Origin of the sequence: Gordonia sp. KTR9, assembly GCF_000143885.2 — a bacterium.
In the GTDB taxonomy this organism is placed as follows: Bacteria; Actinomycetota; Actinomycetes; order Mycobacteriales; family Mycobacteriaceae; genus Gordonia.
Genome location: NC_018581.1, coordinates 4786255 through 4803373 on the forward strand (window position 1 = coordinate 4786255; position 17119 = coordinate 4803373).

12 protein-coding genes and 2 pseudogenes are annotated in these 17119 nt (G+C 67.6%); 3 read left to right on the forward strand and 11 right to left on the reverse strand.

Features of this window, described 5'->3' with window-relative positions:
* Positions 1-3 precede the first annotated feature (3 nt).
* Complete coding sequence (locus KTR9_RS22110; protein ID WP_014928214.1) at positions 4-1137, reverse strand: amidohydrolase family protein; 1134 nt, start codon at positions 1135-1137, stop codon at positions 4-6.
* A gap of 126 nt (positions 1138-1263) precedes the next feature.
* On the opposite strand from KTR9_RS22110, the pseudogene KTR9_RS22115 reads away from it, so the two are divergent.
* A pseudogene (locus KTR9_RS22115) lies at positions 1264-2424 on the forward strand (FAD-binding oxidoreductase); the annotation flags it as partial.
* A gap of 6 nt (positions 2425-2430) precedes the next feature.
* On the opposite strand, the gene KTR9_RS22120 reads toward KTR9_RS22115, so the two are convergent.
* From KTR9_RS22120 to KTR9_RS27640, 9 genes are all read right to left on the reverse strand, one after another.
* Positions 2431-3510 carry a hypothetical protein gene (locus KTR9_RS22120; RefSeq protein ID WP_014928216.1) on the reverse strand — a complete coding sequence of 360 codons (1080 nt, stop codon included), beginning with the start codon at positions 3508-3510 and terminating at the stop codon, positions 2431-2433.
* A 97-nt stretch (positions 3511-3607) separates the two neighbouring features.
* Positions 3608-4693: a hypothetical protein gene (locus KTR9_RS22125; RefSeq protein WP_014928217.1), complete on the reverse strand. Its 1086-nt coding sequence runs from the start codon at positions 4691-4693 to the stop codon at positions 3608-3610.
* A 13-nt stretch (positions 4694-4706) separates the two neighbouring features.
* The gene (locus KTR9_RS22130) at positions 4707-5174 is read right to left on the reverse strand and encodes an SRPBCC family protein (RefSeq protein WP_044507277.1); all 468 of its coding nucleotides are present in this window, start codon (positions 5172-5174) and stop codon (positions 4707-4709) included.
* Positions 5175-5278: 104 nt separating this feature from the next.
* Complete coding sequence (locus tag KTR9_RS22135) at positions 5279-5677, reverse strand: heat shock protein transcriptional repressor HspR (protein WP_010842656.1); 399 nt, start codon at positions 5675-5677, stop codon at positions 5279-5281.
* Positions 5678-5680: 3 nt separating this feature from the next.
* Complete coding sequence (dnaJ, locus tag KTR9_RS22140; protein WP_014928219.1) at positions 5681-6883, reverse strand: molecular chaperone DnaJ; 1203 nt, start codon at positions 6881-6883, stop codon at positions 5681-5683.
* Positions 6884-6992: 109 nt separating this feature from the next.
* Complete coding sequence (gene grpE, locus KTR9_RS22145; protein WP_010842654.1) at positions 6993-7625, reverse strand: nucleotide exchange factor GrpE; 633 nt, start codon at positions 7623-7625, stop codon at positions 6993-6995.
* Entirely contained in the window at positions 7622-9466 is a 1845-nt protein-coding gene (dnaK, locus tag KTR9_RS22150; protein ID WP_010842653.1) for a molecular chaperone DnaK, read from the reverse strand. Before dnaK ends, grpE begins: the two co-directional genes overlap by 4 nt.
* A gap of 279 nt (positions 9467-9745) precedes the next feature.
* Positions 9746-11224 carry a PQQ-binding-like beta-propeller repeat protein gene (locus KTR9_RS22155; protein ID WP_238553974.1) on the reverse strand — a complete coding sequence of 493 codons (1479 nt, stop codon included), beginning with the start codon at positions 11222-11224 and terminating at the stop codon, positions 9746-9748.
* Between the two features lie 170 nt (positions 11225-11394).
* A complete protein-coding gene (locus tag KTR9_RS27640) occupies positions 11395-11862 on the reverse strand; it encodes a hypothetical protein (RefSeq protein ID WP_049942612.1) in 468 nt (155 codons plus the stop codon).
* A gap of 269 nt (positions 11863-12131) precedes the next feature.
* Between KTR9_RS27640 and KTR9_RS22165 the strand changes: the two genes are divergently transcribed.
* Together KTR9_RS22165 and KTR9_RS22170 are read left to right on the forward strand one after the other, a co-directional pair.
* Entirely contained in the window at positions 12132-12950 is an 819-nt protein-coding gene (locus KTR9_RS22165; RefSeq protein ID WP_014928222.1) for a DUF1353 domain-containing protein, read from the forward strand.
* Between the two features lie 97 nt (positions 12951-13047).
* Positions 13048-14719, forward strand: a pseudogene (locus KTR9_RS22170) (DUF222 domain-containing protein).
* Positions 14720-14789: 70 nt separating this feature from the next.
* On the opposite strand, the gene lon reads toward KTR9_RS22170, so the two are convergent.
* On the reverse strand, positions 14790-17117 hold the full coding sequence (gene lon / locus KTR9_RS22175; RefSeq protein WP_014928226.1) for an endopeptidase La: 2328 nt from the start codon (positions 17115-17117) through the stop codon (positions 14790-14792).
* Positions 17118-17119: the final 2 nt, after the last annotated feature.

Here is a 17119-nt window from a genome sequence, read left to right on the forward strand (position 1 = left end):
CGGTCAGCTCCTCGGACCGTCGATCGCGTACACGCGAACCGCTGTGTCGCGGAACACCTTTCGCAACGCCTCGGACCCCCACTGGGACACGCAGTCGAAGAGGGCGCCCACGAGGACGTCGATCGCGGCGTTGGGCCGGTCGATCGGGTAGTTGGTCCCGAACATGATGCGATCGGACCCGAAATGGGTGATGACGTGCTCGACGAACGGACCGATCATCTCGGCGAGGGTGGCCTGACCACCGATGTTGCCCCACCGCTCGTGGCCATAGCCGAGGATGGGCATCGCCAGACCGGACAGCTTGACCACCACGTTGCGGTGGTTCGCGAGGGTCGTCATCCGTTCGCGCCACAGCCGCCAGATGTCCGCGCGCGCAGCGGCTGTCGCACCGGTACGCATACCCACCGGACCGAAGACCCCGGCCGGTATGCCGAAGTGGTCCAGGATGATCGTCGTCTCCGGATACTCCCGCGCCAGCAGGATGACGTCGTAGAGCTGGTGTGAGTACACCGAGGCCTCGAAGACGAGACCGCGGCTCGCGAGCTCGGCGAATCCCTCCAGGAACGACGTCGAGGACAGCAGGTTGTCGGTGTCCCCGCCGTCGCGGACACGTGGATCGGGATGCCGAGACGCGACGATGCGGATGCCGCGGAATCGCGACGACGCCGCGAACTGCTCGTCGAGCATGTCCGCGAAAGTCCGGGTCCGCGGGTCACCGTGCGAGATGATCGCGCCGAGACGCGGGGTGCCGGCCTGGCCGAACGGCAGGCTCTCCAGGTACCGCGTCTCCTCCACCGCGGTGCTGTCCACCGGGGGCCCCGTGGCGTCGGGGATCTCGCGACGCCAATGCGACTCGACGTGGACGACCGTGTCGATGGGCACTCCCACCACGGTCGGGACCAGCGCCGCGTCGGTGGCGTACTGTCGCGGCTCGTAGGCCCGGGCGACGGTGCGCGGGGTCAGGATGTACTCGCGGTCGGCGCGGGAGACGATGAGGGGGAAAACCCGGTCGCCCAATGTGGGGACGAACCCGTACAGCCTCGACGCGCGCGTGGCCGCCCATGGGGTGCGCCGCGGGTTCCAGTGCTGCACATGGGCATCAACGATGCCCGTGAGGACCCCTTCGAGGGACGTCATACCGGTACCTTGCCACACCTCACAACCGCTCGACATACGATGCCGGATCCTGAATTCGGACGCACCGAAGGACTAGTGTGGGTCTCTTGAACCGGGTGGGGAAACGAGCCGCGACGGAGGTGTGATCTTTTCGATATGGCGACACATTCGCGCCATGCGCTGCATCAGCTGCGGACGGCAGTCAATCGGCAGCCCGACCGGTTCGTCACCAACGTCTACACCCGGATGTTCGCGATCGACCCCGACCTGCGGGACCTGTTCGGTGTGTCGATGGCCGCCCAGCGGATAGCCTTCCATCGCGTCATCGACCATGTCCTCGAAGCGATTCCGGCCGAGTCCGGTCATGCCGAACTCGTGGAGTTCCTCGCGCAGCTCGGACGCGACCACCGCAAGTTCGGGGTCGAGCCCGAGCACTACCACGTGATGTACGCGGCCCTGATGGGCGAGTTCGGCAGCCTCATGGCCGGTTACTGGGACGCCGAGACCGAACAGACCATCTCGCAGGCCATGATGCTGGTGACCGGGGTGATGCGGGGCGCCGCCGAGAGCGCGACCCATCCCGCGCGCTGGACCGCCGAAGTCGTCGAGAAGTACCGGATCACCCGCGACCTGGCGGTCGTCCGGCTCCTCGCCCATGCGCCGCTGACGTTCAACACGGGCCAGTACCTCGAGGTGCACACCCCGCAGTGGCCGAAGCAGTGGCGCAACTTCTCCCCCGCCATCCCGCCCAACCCTGCGGGCGAACTGGAGTTCCACGTCCGCGCGGTCCCCCGGGGAACGGTGAGCACCGCGATCGTGAGCGAGACCAGCGTCGGCGACGTGTGGACCCTCGCCCAAGGGCACGGCACGCTGCACGTCGACCGCGACAGCAAGGTCCTGATGGTCGCGGGCGGCACCGGACTCGCTCCCCTGCGCGCGCTGCTGATCGAGATGTCCGCACGCGCCGACTCGCCGGAGACGCACATCTTCTACGGGATGCGCTACCCGGGCGAGCTGTACGACCTGACGGTGCTGCGCCGCATCGCGTCGACCAATCCGTGGCTGCGCGTCACCGCCGTGTCCGAAGAGCAGACCGATCCGTGGTGGATCAACGCGGTGGCGACGCCCGCCGAACTCGGTGTCGACCACGAGATCGGCACACTCGCCGACGTGGTGGCCCGGTCCGGCAACTGGGAGGACCGCCAGGTCCTGATCGCGGGGTCACCCCAGATGATCGAGAACACCCGACGCACCCTCATCATCGCCGGTGTGCGGGCCAGCCGTATCCAGCACGACCCCGTGTTCTAGGACCGCTCAGGGGACTTCGAGACTCGGTTCGCCGCCGGCCGGAGCCGAGTAGACGGTCTCGGTCTCGGTCACGGTCTCCGTCTCGGCAGCCGACTCGGTCACCGTCTCCGTCCGCGTGACCGGGCGTGGAGTGCTCGTCACGGTCGTCGTGCGGACGTCGGTCGCCGTCTCGGTCTCGGTGACCGTCGCCTGTTCGGTCGAGGTGACCGCCGCCGGCGTCTCGGTCACCGTGACGGGGGCGGCGGGTTCGGCGATGCTCGACTCGGCGGTCAGGAGCAGGGTGATCCCGACGGCACCCAGGAACACCGCGGCACCGATCGCGGCGCCGACGAACCACCAGCGGCGACCGGTCGACGTCCGGGTGGCGACGGCCGTGGCCGGCGCGACCACCGCGGCGTCGGCGGCACCGATCGCGGAGGCGAGAGACGGGTTGTCCGCGACCGTGACCGGGCGCTGCGCCGCGTACTCGAACGCCGGCGCGATCCCGGGGAGTTGCGCACCCGGGCCGACCACGATCACCGAGGTGACGTCTCGACCACGTGGCAGCCCGCTGACCGTCGTCGCGAGCCGCGACGCGGCGTCGGGGTCGGTGACCGAGGCGATCTCACCCGGCGCGAAGTCGGCGGTGCCGAGGACCGCGCCCGACGCGGTGTCGACGGTCGCCAGCGTCGTGCCGGCCGCGGGTGCCGCGTTGCGATCGAGGTCGACGACGGCGACCACACCGCCGCGGGTCGAGTAGGTGCAGGCGATCTCGGCCAGGGCCGCGGCGTATCCGGTGACGACGACCTTGTCGCTCCAGGACGGCCCCGTGGCCGCGCCCGGCGCGAAGACCCGGGCCAGATGATCGCGGACGTCCGCACGCGACGCCGAGATGCCGATCCGATCGACCTCCACCGGGACGGAGTCGACGAGTTCGACGATGGCGGCCTCGGCACCGGCGGCCGACGCGTCGGGGAGGTCCACGAGGTTGCTCGCCAGGATGTGTCCGTCGGCGTCACGAACCACCGAGCTGATCTGGTCGTCGACGACGGAGATGCCCAGAACCACGAACCCTGGCAACGGACCGGTTCCCGGTACCTCGGACATGGTTCACCTCCCGTCGCCGGCCTGCTGCGGCGTCCTGACCCGCTAGCCTAGCGGCTGGCGTGTAGAGGGGGGCACCCGACCGTGTCCGGTGTACTGCTCAGATCGGCTCGGCGGCATGCTGGGTGTAGGCGGCGACGCGGACCGCCTCGTCGGTTTCCAGGCCCGCCCCCAGGGCTCCTCCGACGGTCGCGAGTGAGCAGGTCAGCCAGGCGACCTCCAGATAGTCGGTGAGGCCGGCCGGGTGCCCGAGGGTCGAACTGAACACCTCCGGCACCACGAGGCACATCGCGCCGAGCGCGGACAGCACGAACAGTGCCGCGTAGAGGGCTGCGACACCGAGGGCCACCGTGATCACGGTGACGATGTTGAACAGCGCCACCTGTTCTCGCGTCTGTCGAGAGCTGCCGCGTTCCCAGAGGTCGGCACCGATGATCAGCGTCGCGGTGATGGCGATGATGGATCCGAGCGCGACACCGGTGAGTCGAATCCCGCCGAAAGTGTCTGCGAGCAGCCAGATGTCGGCTGTCACCAGCGCGAAGACCCCGGCCGCGATCGCTCCGGTGAGCGCGCGGGTGAGGCCGAGTGCGAGACGCCACGGGCGGTTGGCCCGCACCATGCCGGTGAGCAGGCGCAGGTTGCCCGTCAGGACGCGCGCGGTGAAGGCGGTGCCCTCGTCGTCGACGTCGGTCCCGAGCTGACGGACACGGTGACGCAACGCCGATCGCGCCGGCGACTTCTGGTGTTCGCGAAGGTCGTCGGCGTCGGCGCCGAGGAGTTGCCCGACGAGTCCGGTGATGATCGCGCGGGTCCGCTGTCGCACGCCGGTCGCGCCGAGCGCGGGCACCGAGAGGACCGCGACGCCGTGCACGGCGTTGGCATGCGCCACGACCGGGCGTTTGCCGACGTGCAGCGGAAGGTCGGTCAGGTGGACCACGAGGTCCCATTCACGTTCGAGCAGTAGGTCTCTCGTGGCATCGACGATCTCGGCGTCGCCGGCCGGCGGCTGCACGAGTCCGGCCTCGACGAGTTCGATCTGCCATCGGGCGCCCGGGAACGTCGTCTGGACGTGTTCGGTCAGGCCGTCATCGACGAGTTTGCGCGCGAGACCGATGGCCTGGCCGGGCGCCCCGACGATGCCGAGGACGACGACGGGCTGAGCCGGCGAGTCGGCGGAGGAGTCCATCTGCGGCCGGGGTTCAGGCGAACCGGGCCGCCAGCGCCCGGAGTGTGCCCTCGATCCCCTTGCCGTTCTTCTTGTCGTAGCCGAGGAGTTCCATGACCTTCGGCACCCGGAGTGTCGAGTAGTCGAACGTCTCGGTGACGGCGGTGGTGGTCGGCGAGGTCGATTCGAGCTCCCACCGCCAGCGGTGGCCCATCGGATGCTGCCACTCGACGACCCGGTCGGGTTCGAAGTCGGTGACGGTCGAGGTGATCTTGTACGGCACACCGAACTGCTTCATCCCGACGCTGAAACGCGCGCCGCGGGTCAATGTCTCGGGCCCGCTGACGGGGGTGTCGCGCACCGTGCCGGAGCCGTCGAGTTCGGGATGGCGATGGGGGTTCGACACGAGCGCGAACACATCGGCGGCCGGGGCGTTCACCACCACCCGACGCGAGACCTTGTGGGGACCGGAGTCGACGGTGGTGACGGGTTCAGAAGCCATGCGGTCAACGTTACGCACGTCGACCGGCTCGCGTCGAAAACTGCGCCCGGGCGCCACGACGCCGGACCCGATCGGATGTCGGGCCCGGCGAGGGGTGTGATGAGTCAGTCGGTGGTGCGCTTACGTCGCGGCTGCCATACGACCAGGGCGTTGGTGCGCGGCACCGGGACGAGTTCGCCACCGCGGCGGGTCCGCGACGCCTGCACCTCGTCAGTGAGCTCGCGAACGCGGTGCTGGAGAGCCTCCACCTGATTGCTCAGGTCGATGATGCGCTTGATGCCCGCGAGGTTGACGCCCTCCTCCTGCGAGAGACGCTGGATCTCCCGCAGGAGTTCGACGTCTCGGGACGAGTAGCGGCGCCCGCCGCCACTCGTCCGCTGCGGGGTGACCAGCCCCAGACGGTCATAGGTCCGCAGGGTCTGCGCGTGCATGCCGGCGAGTTCGGCGGCGACCGAGATCAGAAAGGTCGCGCCGTCGGCGTCGAAGTTCTTCTGACCGGCCATCACTCATCGCCCCCAGTCCGCCCGCGGGTCGAAACCGCTTGCCCGCTCGGCCTGATCGTAGGCGCGCATCGCCTCGACCGCGGCCTCGTCGAGTTTGTTCGGCACCGCGACCTTCACGGTGACGAGCAGGTCGCCCGCACCGCCGGACCGCTTGGGCACACCGCGACCACGCACCCGCAGGGTGCGGCCGTCGGTGGTGTTCGGCGGGATCTTCACCCCGACCGAGCCCTCGAGCGTCGGGACCGAGACAGTCGCTCCGAGAACGAGTTCGGAGATCCGAACCGGCAACTGCACCCGAAGGTCGTTGCCGCTGCGGGTGAACTGCTTGTGCGGGGTCACGTGCACGACGACGTACAGGTCACCCGATGGGGCCCCACGCCGCCCGGCCTCGCCCTGTCCGGCGAGCCGGATGCGTTGTCCGTCCTCGACGCCGGCAGGAATCCGCACGTTGATGGTGCGTGCGCGGACCTTCACGCCGCTTCCGTCGCAGTCGGTGCACGGATCGTCGATCCGCGAACCGGTGCCCTGGCAGTCCTGGCAGGGCTCACTGAAACCGAACGCGCCCTGGTTGCGGCTCACGAAGCCCGAACCGTTGCAGTTCGCGCACACACGCGGACTCGTTCCGGGCTTGGCGCCCGAACCGTGGCAGGTGGTGCAGGGGGACGGGCTGGTCACCCGCAGGGGGACGGTCGTGCCGAGCGCGGCATCGGAGAACGAGAGCGTCGTCTCGGTCTCGAGGTCTTTGCCGCGACGCGGACGGCTCGCCGTCGAAGTACGTTGCGTTCCGCCGCCGCGGTTGAACAGTCCGTCGAAGATGTCGCCGAAACCGCCCCCGCCGCCGCCGCCGGTCTGCGCCCCGCCGAACAGATCGCCGAGGTCGAAGTCGTTACCGCCGGTGGTGTAGGTGGTTCCGCCGCCGGGGAATCCGCCCGGGAAGCCGTTGCCGCCGCCGCGGAATCGTCCGCCGGCGAACATGGCGCGTGTCTCGTCGTATTCCTTGCGCTTCTCGGAGTCGCCGAGCACGCTGTGGGCTTCGGACACCCGCTTGAAGCGCTCCTCGGCCGCGGTGTCACCCGGATTGGCATCCGGATGCAGCTCGCGCGCGAGCTTGCGATAGGCCTTCTTGATCTCTTCAGCCGAAGCGTCAGAAGCAACGCCCAGGTCCTTGTAGAAGTCGTGTTCTAACCACTCACGTTGTGGTGCCACCAGACGTCACCTCCTTTGAGTTCTGTTGTCTGGATGAATGTCTTGCGAAGAACCTGAGGTGCGAGGTTCGCGGTCTGCGCTCCTCGCACCTCAGGGATCGGTGTTCGCTCTATTGTGCACCGGTCTGGTCACCCGCGGGAGCGGGATCGGTGACCGTCACCATCGCGGTGCGGATCACCTTCTCGCCCAGGCGGTAGCCGCATCGGTACACCGATCCGATCACCGGATGTGCTCCGGTGCCGTCGTGCTGCACGGCTTCGTGGAGTTCGGGATCGAACTCGTCACCCGACGCACCGAAGGCCACGAGACCTTCGGCGGCCAGCACACCGGCCAGCTTGTCGGCGACCGAACGCAGCGGCCCGCTGTCGAGATCGCCGTGCTCGCGGGCACGGTCGAGGTCGTCGATGACCGGCAGCAGCTTGTCGATCAGGATCTGCTTGCCGTAGGCGACCGAGCCCTGCTTCTCCTCGGCGGCACGCCGTCGGAAGTTGGCGAACTGGGCGCGTTCACGCTGGAGGTCGGCCGTCAGTTCGGCGACGCGTGCATCCGGTTCGTCGGGTGCGGCGTCGGCCTGCTCCTCGCCGACCTGTGACTCGTCGACGACCGGTCCGGCGTCGGCCGGGCCGGGTCCGGCGGCCGGCTCGTCGCGCACCTCACCCGTTTCCGGGTCGATGCGACGACGGTCGGTCACCGTCACCGGCTCCTCGCCGGACCCATTCGTCGAATGGGATCCTGCGGTCACTTGTTCTCCTTGGTGTCAGCGTCGTCGACGACCTCGGCGTCGACGACGTCGGGATCGCTGTCGGCGCCGGCAGCCTCACCGTTGGGGGACTCTGCCGCGGCGTTGGCGTAGATCGCCTGGCCGAGGGCCTGCGACTCCTCCGACAGCTTCTCGATCGCGGTCTTGATCGCGGCGGTGTCGGTGCCCTTCAACGCTTCCTGCGCGTTGGAGACGGCTGCCTCGACCTTCTCCTTGACCTCCGCCGGGACCTTGTCCTCGTTCTCCTTGAGGAACTTCTCGGTCTGGTGGACGAGCGACTCCGCCTGGTTGCGGGTCTCGGCCTCCTCGCGGCGCTTGCGGTCCTCGTCGGCGTGGGCCTCCGCGTCCTTGATCATGCGGTCGATCTCGTCCTTGCTCAGGCCGGAACCGTCCTGGATGCGGATGGAGTTCTCCTTGCCGGTGCCCTTGTCCTTCGCGGTGACGTGCACGATGCCGTTGGCGTCGATGTCGAAGGTCACCTCGATCTGCGGGACACCCTGCGGTGCCGGGGCGATGCCGCCGAGCTCGAAGCTGCCCAGCAGCTTGTTGTGCGAGGCGATCTCGCGCTCACCCTGATAGACCTGGATCTGCACCGACGGCTGGTTGTCCTCGGCCGTGGTGTAGGTCTCCGACCGCTTGGTCGGGATCGTGGTGTTGCGCTCGATCAGCTTGTGCATCACGCCGCCCTTGGTCTCGATGCCGAGGGAGAGCGGGGTGACGTCGAGCAGCAGCACGTCCTTGACCTCACCGCGGAGCACACCGGCCTGCAGTGCGGCGCCGACGGCGACGACCTCGTCCGGGTTGACGCCCTTGTTGGGCTCGCGGCCACCGGTCAGTTCCTTCACCAGGTCGGTGACGGCGGGCATACGGGTCGAACCACCGACGAGCACGACATGGTCGATGTCGCCGACGGAGATGCCCGCATCCTTGATGACGGCCTGGAACGGTGCGCGGGTGCGCTCCAGCAGATCAGAGGTGATCTTCTGGAACTCGCTGCGCGAGAGCTGCTCGTCGAGGAACAGCGGGTTCTTGTCGGCGTCGACGGTGATGTAGGGCAGGTTGATCGAGGTGCTCTGCGAGCTCGAGAGCTCGATCTTGGCCTTCTCGGCGGCCTCACGCAGACGCTGCAGGGCCATCTTGTCCTTGGTCAGGTCGATGCCGTTCTGGCTCTTGAACTTCTCCACGAGCCAGTCGACGACGCGCTGATCCCAGTCGTCACCACCGAGGTGGTTGTCACCGGAGGTCGCGCGGACCTCGACGACGCCGTCGCCGATCTCGAGCAGCGAGACGTCGAAGGTACCGCCACCGAGGTCGAAGACCAGGATGGTCTGTTCCTTCTCGCCCTTGTCGAGGCCGTAGGCCAGGGCGGCCGCGGTCGGCTCGTTGACGATGCGGAGCACGTTGAGGCCGGCGATCTGGCCGGCTTCCTTGGTGGCCTGACGCTGGGAGTCGTTGAAGTACGCGGGCACCGTGATGACGGCGTCGGTGACGTCCTCACCCAGGTACGACTCGGCGTCGCGCTTGAGCTTCATGAGCGTGCGCGCGCTGATCTCCTGCGGGGTGTACTTCTTGTCGTCGATCTCGACGGTCCAGTCGCCTTCGCCCATGTGGCGCTTGACGGAGCGGATGGTGCGGTCGACGTTGGTGACCGCCTGATTCTTCGCGGGCTGACCGACCAGCACCTCGCCGTTACGCGCGAACGCGACCACCGACGGTGTGGTCCGCGCGCCTTCGGCGTTGGCGATGACGGCGGCCTCGCCGCCTTCGAGCACGGCGACCACCGAGTTGGTGGTACCGAGGTCGATTCCAACAGCACGAGACATGTTTGGCTTCCTCCTAGTTTGTGGGTGTGCACCCGAGTCCTTGTCCCGAGGTCTCGCGACCGCGGGGATGTCGTGGCGAAACTCTGCGGGACCGGACTTCAGTGCGTCCGACTCATGTCCTACTGAAAAAGCGGGTCCGAGTCAAACCTACTTGAGTCCACATCGCTCAGGTTTCTCGAAGTGTGTAACGGGCCTCGTCGGCGGATTGTTCCCGGGTCGTCGAAAAAAGTTGAGCAGGTATGGCTCAAGCTCGTCATCCGCAGGTCGGGCGATGACGGCTCATGAGGAATACCGAGCGATCGAACTGGGAGAGGCGTCGGCGCTGTTGTCGACGAGAAACAGGTACGGCCCCAGCGACTGCCAGAAGGCGGTGGCGGTAGGCGCTGTCAATCCCCAGACCTGCTCGCCTGTCTCGACGTCATATGCACTCAATTTCGACAGGTCTGGCTGGTGATCGGATTCCGTCTCGCCCAGGAAGAGCATTCTGGTTCCGTCGAAGCCGAAGAGGTCCTGCCTGGACCCGATGGACGCTTGGCCTCGTCGATCACCGGTCTGTGCATCCAACACCGTCCACGTCTCGTTCTCCTGCGGAGCACCAACTCCGAAGTCGCTGTCCACTGGGGCCACCGCGTATCTCTCATCGAGAAGTTGCAGCGAGGACCGCGACCTGTCGGTTTCCCAACGCACGGTCTGATCTGCAATCGACCCGATCCCGACCGCGGCCCCTGACGACAGGGCGAGTTCGTCGCCGTCGACCAACATGACCGGATCGAGGCTCCCGCGAGCGACGCGCCAGCCCGACAGTTCGCCGGTTCTCGCACCACTGGCGTCGAAGAACTCGACGCGGGAATCCGCTGTGAGTGAGCCCGAGCTCGTCGCGAACCCGAACGGGTGCAGGACCATGCTGTCCGGGATCGGGTCGGACTCATCGTCGGTGCGACGCAGCGCGGAGTACACAGCCTTCCCGGTGTCCAACCGGTAGACAGTGAAACCGCCGTGCGATCGGTCATTCACGGCGAACAGGTTGCCGGCGTCGGAAACGACCGATTCTCCGTGATTGACGGGCGGTTTGACCGACCAGCTCTCACGGCCGCGCGAGTCGAACATGGTGATTGTCTTCTGCCGGTCAGGAGGGTCTGTCACTCGCTCCCAACGAAGTTCGAGATGCTGTGCCTCGCTTTCGGAGATCTCCCCTGGGATGGCGATGTTCTCGGTTCCGTCCGTCTCCACGAGGAAGCCGTCACCGGCACGCTTGATGGTCGACCAGCCAGGGGCTCGGATGGTCGCGGTGGTGTCGTCCTCACCGGTGCGCGGGTCGATGAAAGACACCCTGGTGGCGACCGCATCCCCGTCGCGGACTTGCCGAGTGCAGGCCGGCCGTCCGTCGCGACTGATCGAACATTCGCTGTCCCATCCGGTCCTCGGCGTGTTCCACAGCGGCTGCCCGGTGTCGGGGTCCAGTGCCAGAAGAGCTCTTCTCTTGCCCAACGCGATCGGGGTGGCGACGACGATCACAGCGTCTTCGCCGGCTGCAGTCACACGCACATACGCATCGCGGAACTCGCTGCCGAACAGCGACGCCGCATCCACCTTCCATCGAACACCGGGCTGGGTGGGCAACGGTTCCAGGGTCCGGACCTGGGCGGGATGTTCGGTCTCTTCCCTGCCGTTCAGCACCGTCACGACCCCGAACACCAGAACCGCGGTCGCCAGCATGGCGAACAACACCAGAGCCTCGCGACGACCACGATCTGCCATGGGCATCAGTCAATCATTCTGTGCGCGAGGCGAGACCATCCCACGCCTGCGCCGCGATGCCGGCACGGGCCGAGGTCGGCGGCTGCCGCGTACGGCCTCGCGATCGCGGCGGTACACAGCCAGGGCAACGCGTCAGCTCCGCACGCTCAGGTTGCCGCCGACACCGCGTCTCACCAGCCAATCCGTACTGTGCCCACGTTCGCGGTGGCGGCACACATGTAGTAGGAATCGGCGTACGACCACCCTGGGACGGTCGCGCGCAGGCACGACCAGCCATTCACGGTCAGGGCCAGGTCTTGTCCATGCGCCCGGGATATCGAGTCAAAGTACCTCTGAGTCACCGTCATTGCCTCCACGCAGTCGACCTGTCCGCTCAGGACAACAACTGGCAGTTCGTCGGCAGTTGCGGACACCCAACCGCAATGTACGCCCGGTTGCCCGATGGCGGGGCCTCTCGGTGGAGTCGCCGCGGAAGATGTCCCGGTCGCCGGGGCACGCGACGACCATGGCGCCACGCCGGTTCCGTCCAGGCCGTATTCGACGACCGGGTCGTCGGTCGCAGCCCCGTTCTCCCCGATCAGCCCGCACGAAGCGAGCCCGAGCACCACTATCCCCGCGAGCATGGTGGCTGCGGCCATGGCGGCTCGCTGTCGAGAGAACATGCGGGACAGCGTATCGTCGCCCCTTCTCGGTGCTGTTGCCAAGCGGCGGAGGCCCTCGATACGCGTATGACGTTGTGACCGGATTCCGGGCACAACGTCATACGGATGTGAGGCTGGTGATCGAGACCGGACGGGAGTTGGTGGAGGTGCTGCTCGACCGCACCACCGGGTGAGCCGGGCATTCCGCACCCTCCCGCTGAACATCAGCGCTACCGTCGATACATCCCTTCGACGCGGAGGTGGTGATGGCCGAGCACACATCGGGCGACGAGCGATGGGTGTCATGGCGGGTGGCACCCGAATCGGGCTTCGTCGTCGACGATCCGACCGGGCGCGGAGAGGTCGAGATCGCGCAGACCGATGAACGACAGTTTCTCGTGCGCAACGCATTCCGGTTCGACGATCCCGCTGTCGAGGAGTACCTCGTCGGACAGCTGATCGATCGGGGCACAACTGAGCCGCAGGCACGACGAGCCGTCGACACAGCCCGCACGTTCGTCCCCCGCGACGACAACCCGACCGACCTCGCCTCGATCCCCCGGTTTCTGCGCTGGTTCGAAAACCCTTATGGCAGACACTCACTCGCCGCACTCATCCACGATGAACTCATCACGGGCACCGTCAACTCCGGCGCACTCGGAAGCGACACGCTGTCCGATCGCTTCTTCCGCGAGATGATGCGAACGTCGGGCGTTCCGTGGCTCAAACGGTGGATCATGTGGTCGGCGGTGGCGCTCCGCACGCGGTGGGTCGCCGGCGGATGGCGACGCCTCAGTGTGATCGTCTGGCTGCTGCTGAGCGTTGTCGGCATCTCGGCGGCTGTCGGTTCGACTGGGGCACTGCTCTTCGGCTGGCCGTGGCCGACGTCGTCACCGGCGGTCTCGCTCGCGCTCTCACTGCTGATGATCTTCGTCGCCGCACCGCTGTGGGGACGACAGTGGGCGGCGAGTCTCGTTGCGGCCGTTGCCGCATTGTGGCTCCTGCCCGCCGCGATCGTGGCGTACTTCGCCTATGCGCTGTACCTGTTGTCGGAGAAAGCCGCCCGCACCGTCGGACTCATGTAGCGGATGGCGGAGCATTCTTGTCGGTGGTCGGGTTTACCTTGGAAGCATTCAGTCGGACCGGTCGATTCGATCGGGTTGCAGCGTCTTGGGGGGCACTGTGGGGGCGTGGACGGATCTACCGGGCGAGTTCCTCGCCGGGGTCGATGCTGCCTGCCCGTCGGATGCCGACACGGTCTCACACATGCAACGCCTGGGTGCTGTCCGGGCTGGGGAGTCGTATCTGGCGTGGTGTCGCTATCAGACGATCCTGGTGCTGTGCGACCGATTGTTGACCCCGACCGGTTCCAGTTATGTCTCTGATGGATTCGGCGACATCGTCGCCCGGGTGGCCCGCGAAGCGGGCATCTCCCGCTACCGTGCGGCGGCGCTGGTCGACGACGCGCTGTGTCTTCGTGATCGGCTACCGCGGGTGTTGGAGACGTTGCGCGACGGGATCATCGCCGCGCACCAGATCCGGGAGATCATCTCCCGAACCCACCTGGTGTCCGACGATCACCATCTCGATCCCGACGACCCCGACAGTCGCCGGATCATCGAGGTGCTCGATGAATCGATCGCCGACTTGCTACGTGGTCGGGGCGGGTCGTGGTCGACGTCGGGTCTGCGCGACATGATCGACCGTCTGGTCTTCGGCCACGATGCCGACGCGGTCCGCGAACGGCGCCGCGAAGCGCTGGACAACCGTGGCGTGTGGACCGAGAACCGTGGCGACGGCACCGCCGAGATCACCGCGGTCATGGCCGCCGAGAACGTTCGGGCCTGCCAGGCGTCGGTGCGCGCTTGCCGCATCGGTGTGTGAGCGGGATGGGCGCACCCTGGGTCAACGTAAGTCCGATGCCATGTGCGCGTTGCTCACCCGATCGGTGTTCGCCTGCGCGTGTGGGGAATCCGACTGCACCGCAACACCTCCTGACCCGACCGCCGCGGCGGCGGGCACCGAGATCGTGATCCACGTCGTGACCGACGCCGACACGCTGGCCGGTGGGTCCGGGCCCGGATGGGTCGACGGACACGGGGTGATCTGCGACGAGCACGTGCGTGACCTCGCCGCCCGGCACGACGCCACCCTGGCCCCGGTCACCCCGGTACGCACACCACCCGGCCGGGTCGTCGCCGCAGACGATGCGAGCACGCGGACCGCGAACGCCGCCGCACCACGGCCGGACGCCGCCAGTGTGATCGTGTTCCCGGGTGCGTTGCCGGGTGATCCGTATCGGCCGACCACAGCGTGTGCGGAGTTCGTGCGGGTGCGCGACGGTTACTGCACCGAACCGGGGTGCACGCGGTCGGCGTTCACCGCCGATGTCGATCACGTCGCCGAGTACGACCACGCCCGGCCAGCGCGTGGCGGCGCGACGTCGAGTGAGAACCTCAACGCGAAATGCCGTGCCGGGCATCTCCACAAAACCCACGGTGACTGGACCGACGTGCAGTATCGCGACGAGCAGGGCCGGCTGGTCACCGAATTCGTGACGCCGGAAGGTTTCGTGATCCCCGGCGAGGCCGAAACCCTCGAAGACCTCTTCCCCAACCTGCGTCGCATCCGATTCGAACAAGCCGCGAAAGCCCCACCGAACCCGCGGGTCATCGTGCCCGACCGGCACGGCCGACAACCACGCACGATCACCGAACGAACCGCCGCGAAACACGCGAAGCGGCGAGAAGAACGTGCCCGCAACCAGGCACAGCGCGAAGCGAATCGACATGCCCGGTCGGAGGCGGCCCACCATCGAGCGACCAACCACGACGACGACCCACCGCCGTTCTGACGGACGACAACACAACGGCGGGCGCGTGGACGATCCACGCACCCGCCGGGGTGTCATCGTTCGAGCACCGTCAGGCCGCGGTCCACTGCGCGTCGGAAGCGGCTTCCAATGCCTGCGCGACGATCTCCGCCACGTCCGCCATGGGGCGGACGTCGAGGGCGTCGAGCACCTCGGCCGGCACGTCGTCGAGGTCGGGTTCGTTGCGTTGCGGGATGAAGATGGTCTTCAGCCCGTTGCGTTGTGCGGCAAGCAGTTTCTGCTTGACCCCGCCGATCGGCAGGACGCGCCCGTTCAGCGTGACCTCGCCGGTCATACCGACATCGCTGCGAACCTGGCGTCCCGTGGCCATCGACACCAGCGCGGTGACCATGGTGACGCCGGCACTCGGACCGTCCTTCGGCACCGCTCCGGCCGGAACGTGCACGTGGATGGTCTTGTCGAGCGCCTTCGGGTCGACGCCGAGTTGTTCGGCGTGTGCCCGCACGTACGACAGGGCGATCTGTGCGGACTCCTTCATCACGTCTCCGAGCTGGCCGGTCAGCTTCAGACCCGGCTCACCCTCGGTGGCGTTCACCTCGATGAACAGGACGTCGCCACCCATTCCCGTGACCGCGAGACCCGTTGCGACACCGGGGACCGCCGTGCGCTCCGCCGATTCCGGCGTGAAGCGCGGACGGCCGAGGTAGTCACGCAGCTCGGGCTCGTCGATGGTGACGGGCGCCGTCGCGGTCCCCTGTGCGAGGTTGGTCGCCGCTTTGCGGAGCGCCTTGGCCAGCAACCGTTCGAACTGTCGCACACCGGGTTCACGGGTGTAGTTGGCCGCGATCTCGCGCAACGCCGCATCCGTGACGGTCACCTCGTCGGGCGTCAGGGCCGCACGCTCGGCCTGCCGGGGCAGCAGGTAGTCGCGGGCGATGGCGACCTTGTCGTCCTCGGTGTAACCGTCGAGCGTGACGAGTTCCATGCGGTCGAGCAGGGCCGACGGGATGTTCTCGATGACATTGGCGGTCGCCAGGAACAGGACGTCGGACAGGTCGAGATCGAGATCGAGGTAGTGATCCCGGAAGGTGTGGTTCTGCGCGGGGTCGAGGACCTCGAGCAGCGCGGCGGCCGGGTCGCCCCGGTAGTCCGACCCCACCTTGTCGATCTCGTCCAGCAGCACAACGGGATTCATCGATCCCGCCTCGCCGATGGCCCGCACGATCCGGCCGGGCAGCGCGCCGACGTAGGTGCGGCGGTGACCACGGATCTCCGACTCGTCGCGCACACCGCCCAGGGCGACACGCACGAACTTGCGGCCGAGCGCCCGGGCGACGCTCTCACCGAGCGACGTCTTGCCGACGCCGGGTGGGCCGGCGAGCACCATGACAGCGCCGGACCCGCGTCCGCCGACGACCTGCAGGCCGCGTTCGGCGCGACGGGCACGCACCGCCAGGTACTCGACGATGCGGTCCTTCACGTCATCGAGGCCGTGGTGGTCGGCGTCGAGGATCTCGCGAGCGCCCTTGACGTCGGTGGAATCCTCGGTGCGGGTGTTCCACGGCAGGTCGAGCACGGTGTCGAGCCAGGTGCGGATCCATCCGGTCTCCGGCGACTGGTCGCTGGCGCGTTCGAGCTTGCCCACCTCACGGAGCGCGGCTTCGCGCACCTTCTCCGGCAGGTCGGCCTCTTCGACGCGGCCGCGGTAGTCGTCGGCTCCTTCGGGCTCGTCCTCGCCGAGTTCCTTCCGGATCGCGGCGAGCTGCTGACGCAACAGGAATTCCTTCTGCTGCTTGTCCATGCCCGCCCGGACGTCCTCGGCGATCTTCTCGGTCACCTCGGACTCGGCCAGGTGATCGCCGGTCCATTCGATGAGCCGGCGCAACCGCTCGGCGGTCACCGGCGTCTCGAGCAGCTCGCGCTTCTGTTCGTCGGACAGCCACGCCGCATAGCCCGATGTGTCGGCGAGATCCGACGGCTCGGACATCTTGTTGACGGCGTCGATGAGCTGCCATGCCTCGCGGCGCTGCAGCATCGCCAGCACGAGCTTCTTGTACTCGCCGGCGAGTTCACGGTCTTCGTCGGTGGCGTCTACGGCGTCGACCTCGGTCACCTCGACCCACAGCGCGGCACCGTGGCCGGGTGTTCCGGTGCCGATCTGTGCCCGCTGTTCACCCTTGACGACAGCGGCGAGGCCGCCGCCCGGGATGCGTCCGACCTGGACGATCGAGGCGATCACACCATAGGTGGGATACCGGTCGTCCAGACGCGGCGCGACCAGCAGTTTTCCGGTCTCGCTCGCCCGTGCGGCGTCGACCGTGGCCTGGGCCGCATCGTCGAGCGGGATGGGCACGACCATGCCGGGCAGCAGGACGACGTCGGCGACGAAGAGAACCGGTAGTGAATATGTCTTCGACATGA

Coding starts and splice junctions, on each gene's coding strand:
- KTR9_RS22110 (WP_014928214.1), bottom strand. CDS start 1,137: ATGACGTCCCTCGAAGGGGTCCTCACGGGCATCGTTGATGCCCATGTG.
- KTR9_RS22120 (WP_014928216.1), bottom strand. CDS start 3,510: ATGTCCGAGGTACCGGGAACCGGTCCGTTGCCAGGGTTCGTGGTTCTG.
- KTR9_RS22125 (WP_014928217.1), bottom strand. CDS start 4,693: ATGGACTCCTCCGCCGACTCGCCGGCTCAGCCCGTCGTCGTCCTCGGC.
- KTR9_RS22130 (WP_044507277.1), bottom strand. CDS start 5,174: ATGGCTTCTGAACCCGTCACCACCGTCGACTCCGGTCCCCACAAGGTC.
- KTR9_RS22135 (WP_010842656.1), bottom strand. CDS start 5,677: ATGGCCGGTCAGAAGAACTTCGACGCCGACGGCGCGACCTTTCTGATC.
- dnaK (WP_010842653.1), bottom strand. CDS start 9,466: ATGTCTCGTGCTGTTGGAATCGACCTCGGTACCACCAACTCGGTGGTC.
- KTR9_RS22155 (WP_238553974.1), bottom strand. CDS start 11,224: ATGGCAGATCGTGGTCGTCGCGAGGCTCTGGTGTTGTTCGCCATGCTG.
- KTR9_RS27640 (WP_049942612.1), bottom strand. CDS start 11,862: ATGGCCGCAGCCACCATGCTCGCGGGGATAGTGGTGCTCGGGCTCGCT.
- KTR9_RS22165 (WP_014928222.1), top strand. CDS start 12,132: ATGGCCGAGCACACATCGGGCGACGAGCGATGGGTGTCATGGCGGGTG.
- lon (WP_014928226.1), bottom strand. CDS start 17,117: ATGTCGAAGACATATTCACTACCGGTTCTCTTCGTCGCCGACGTCGTC.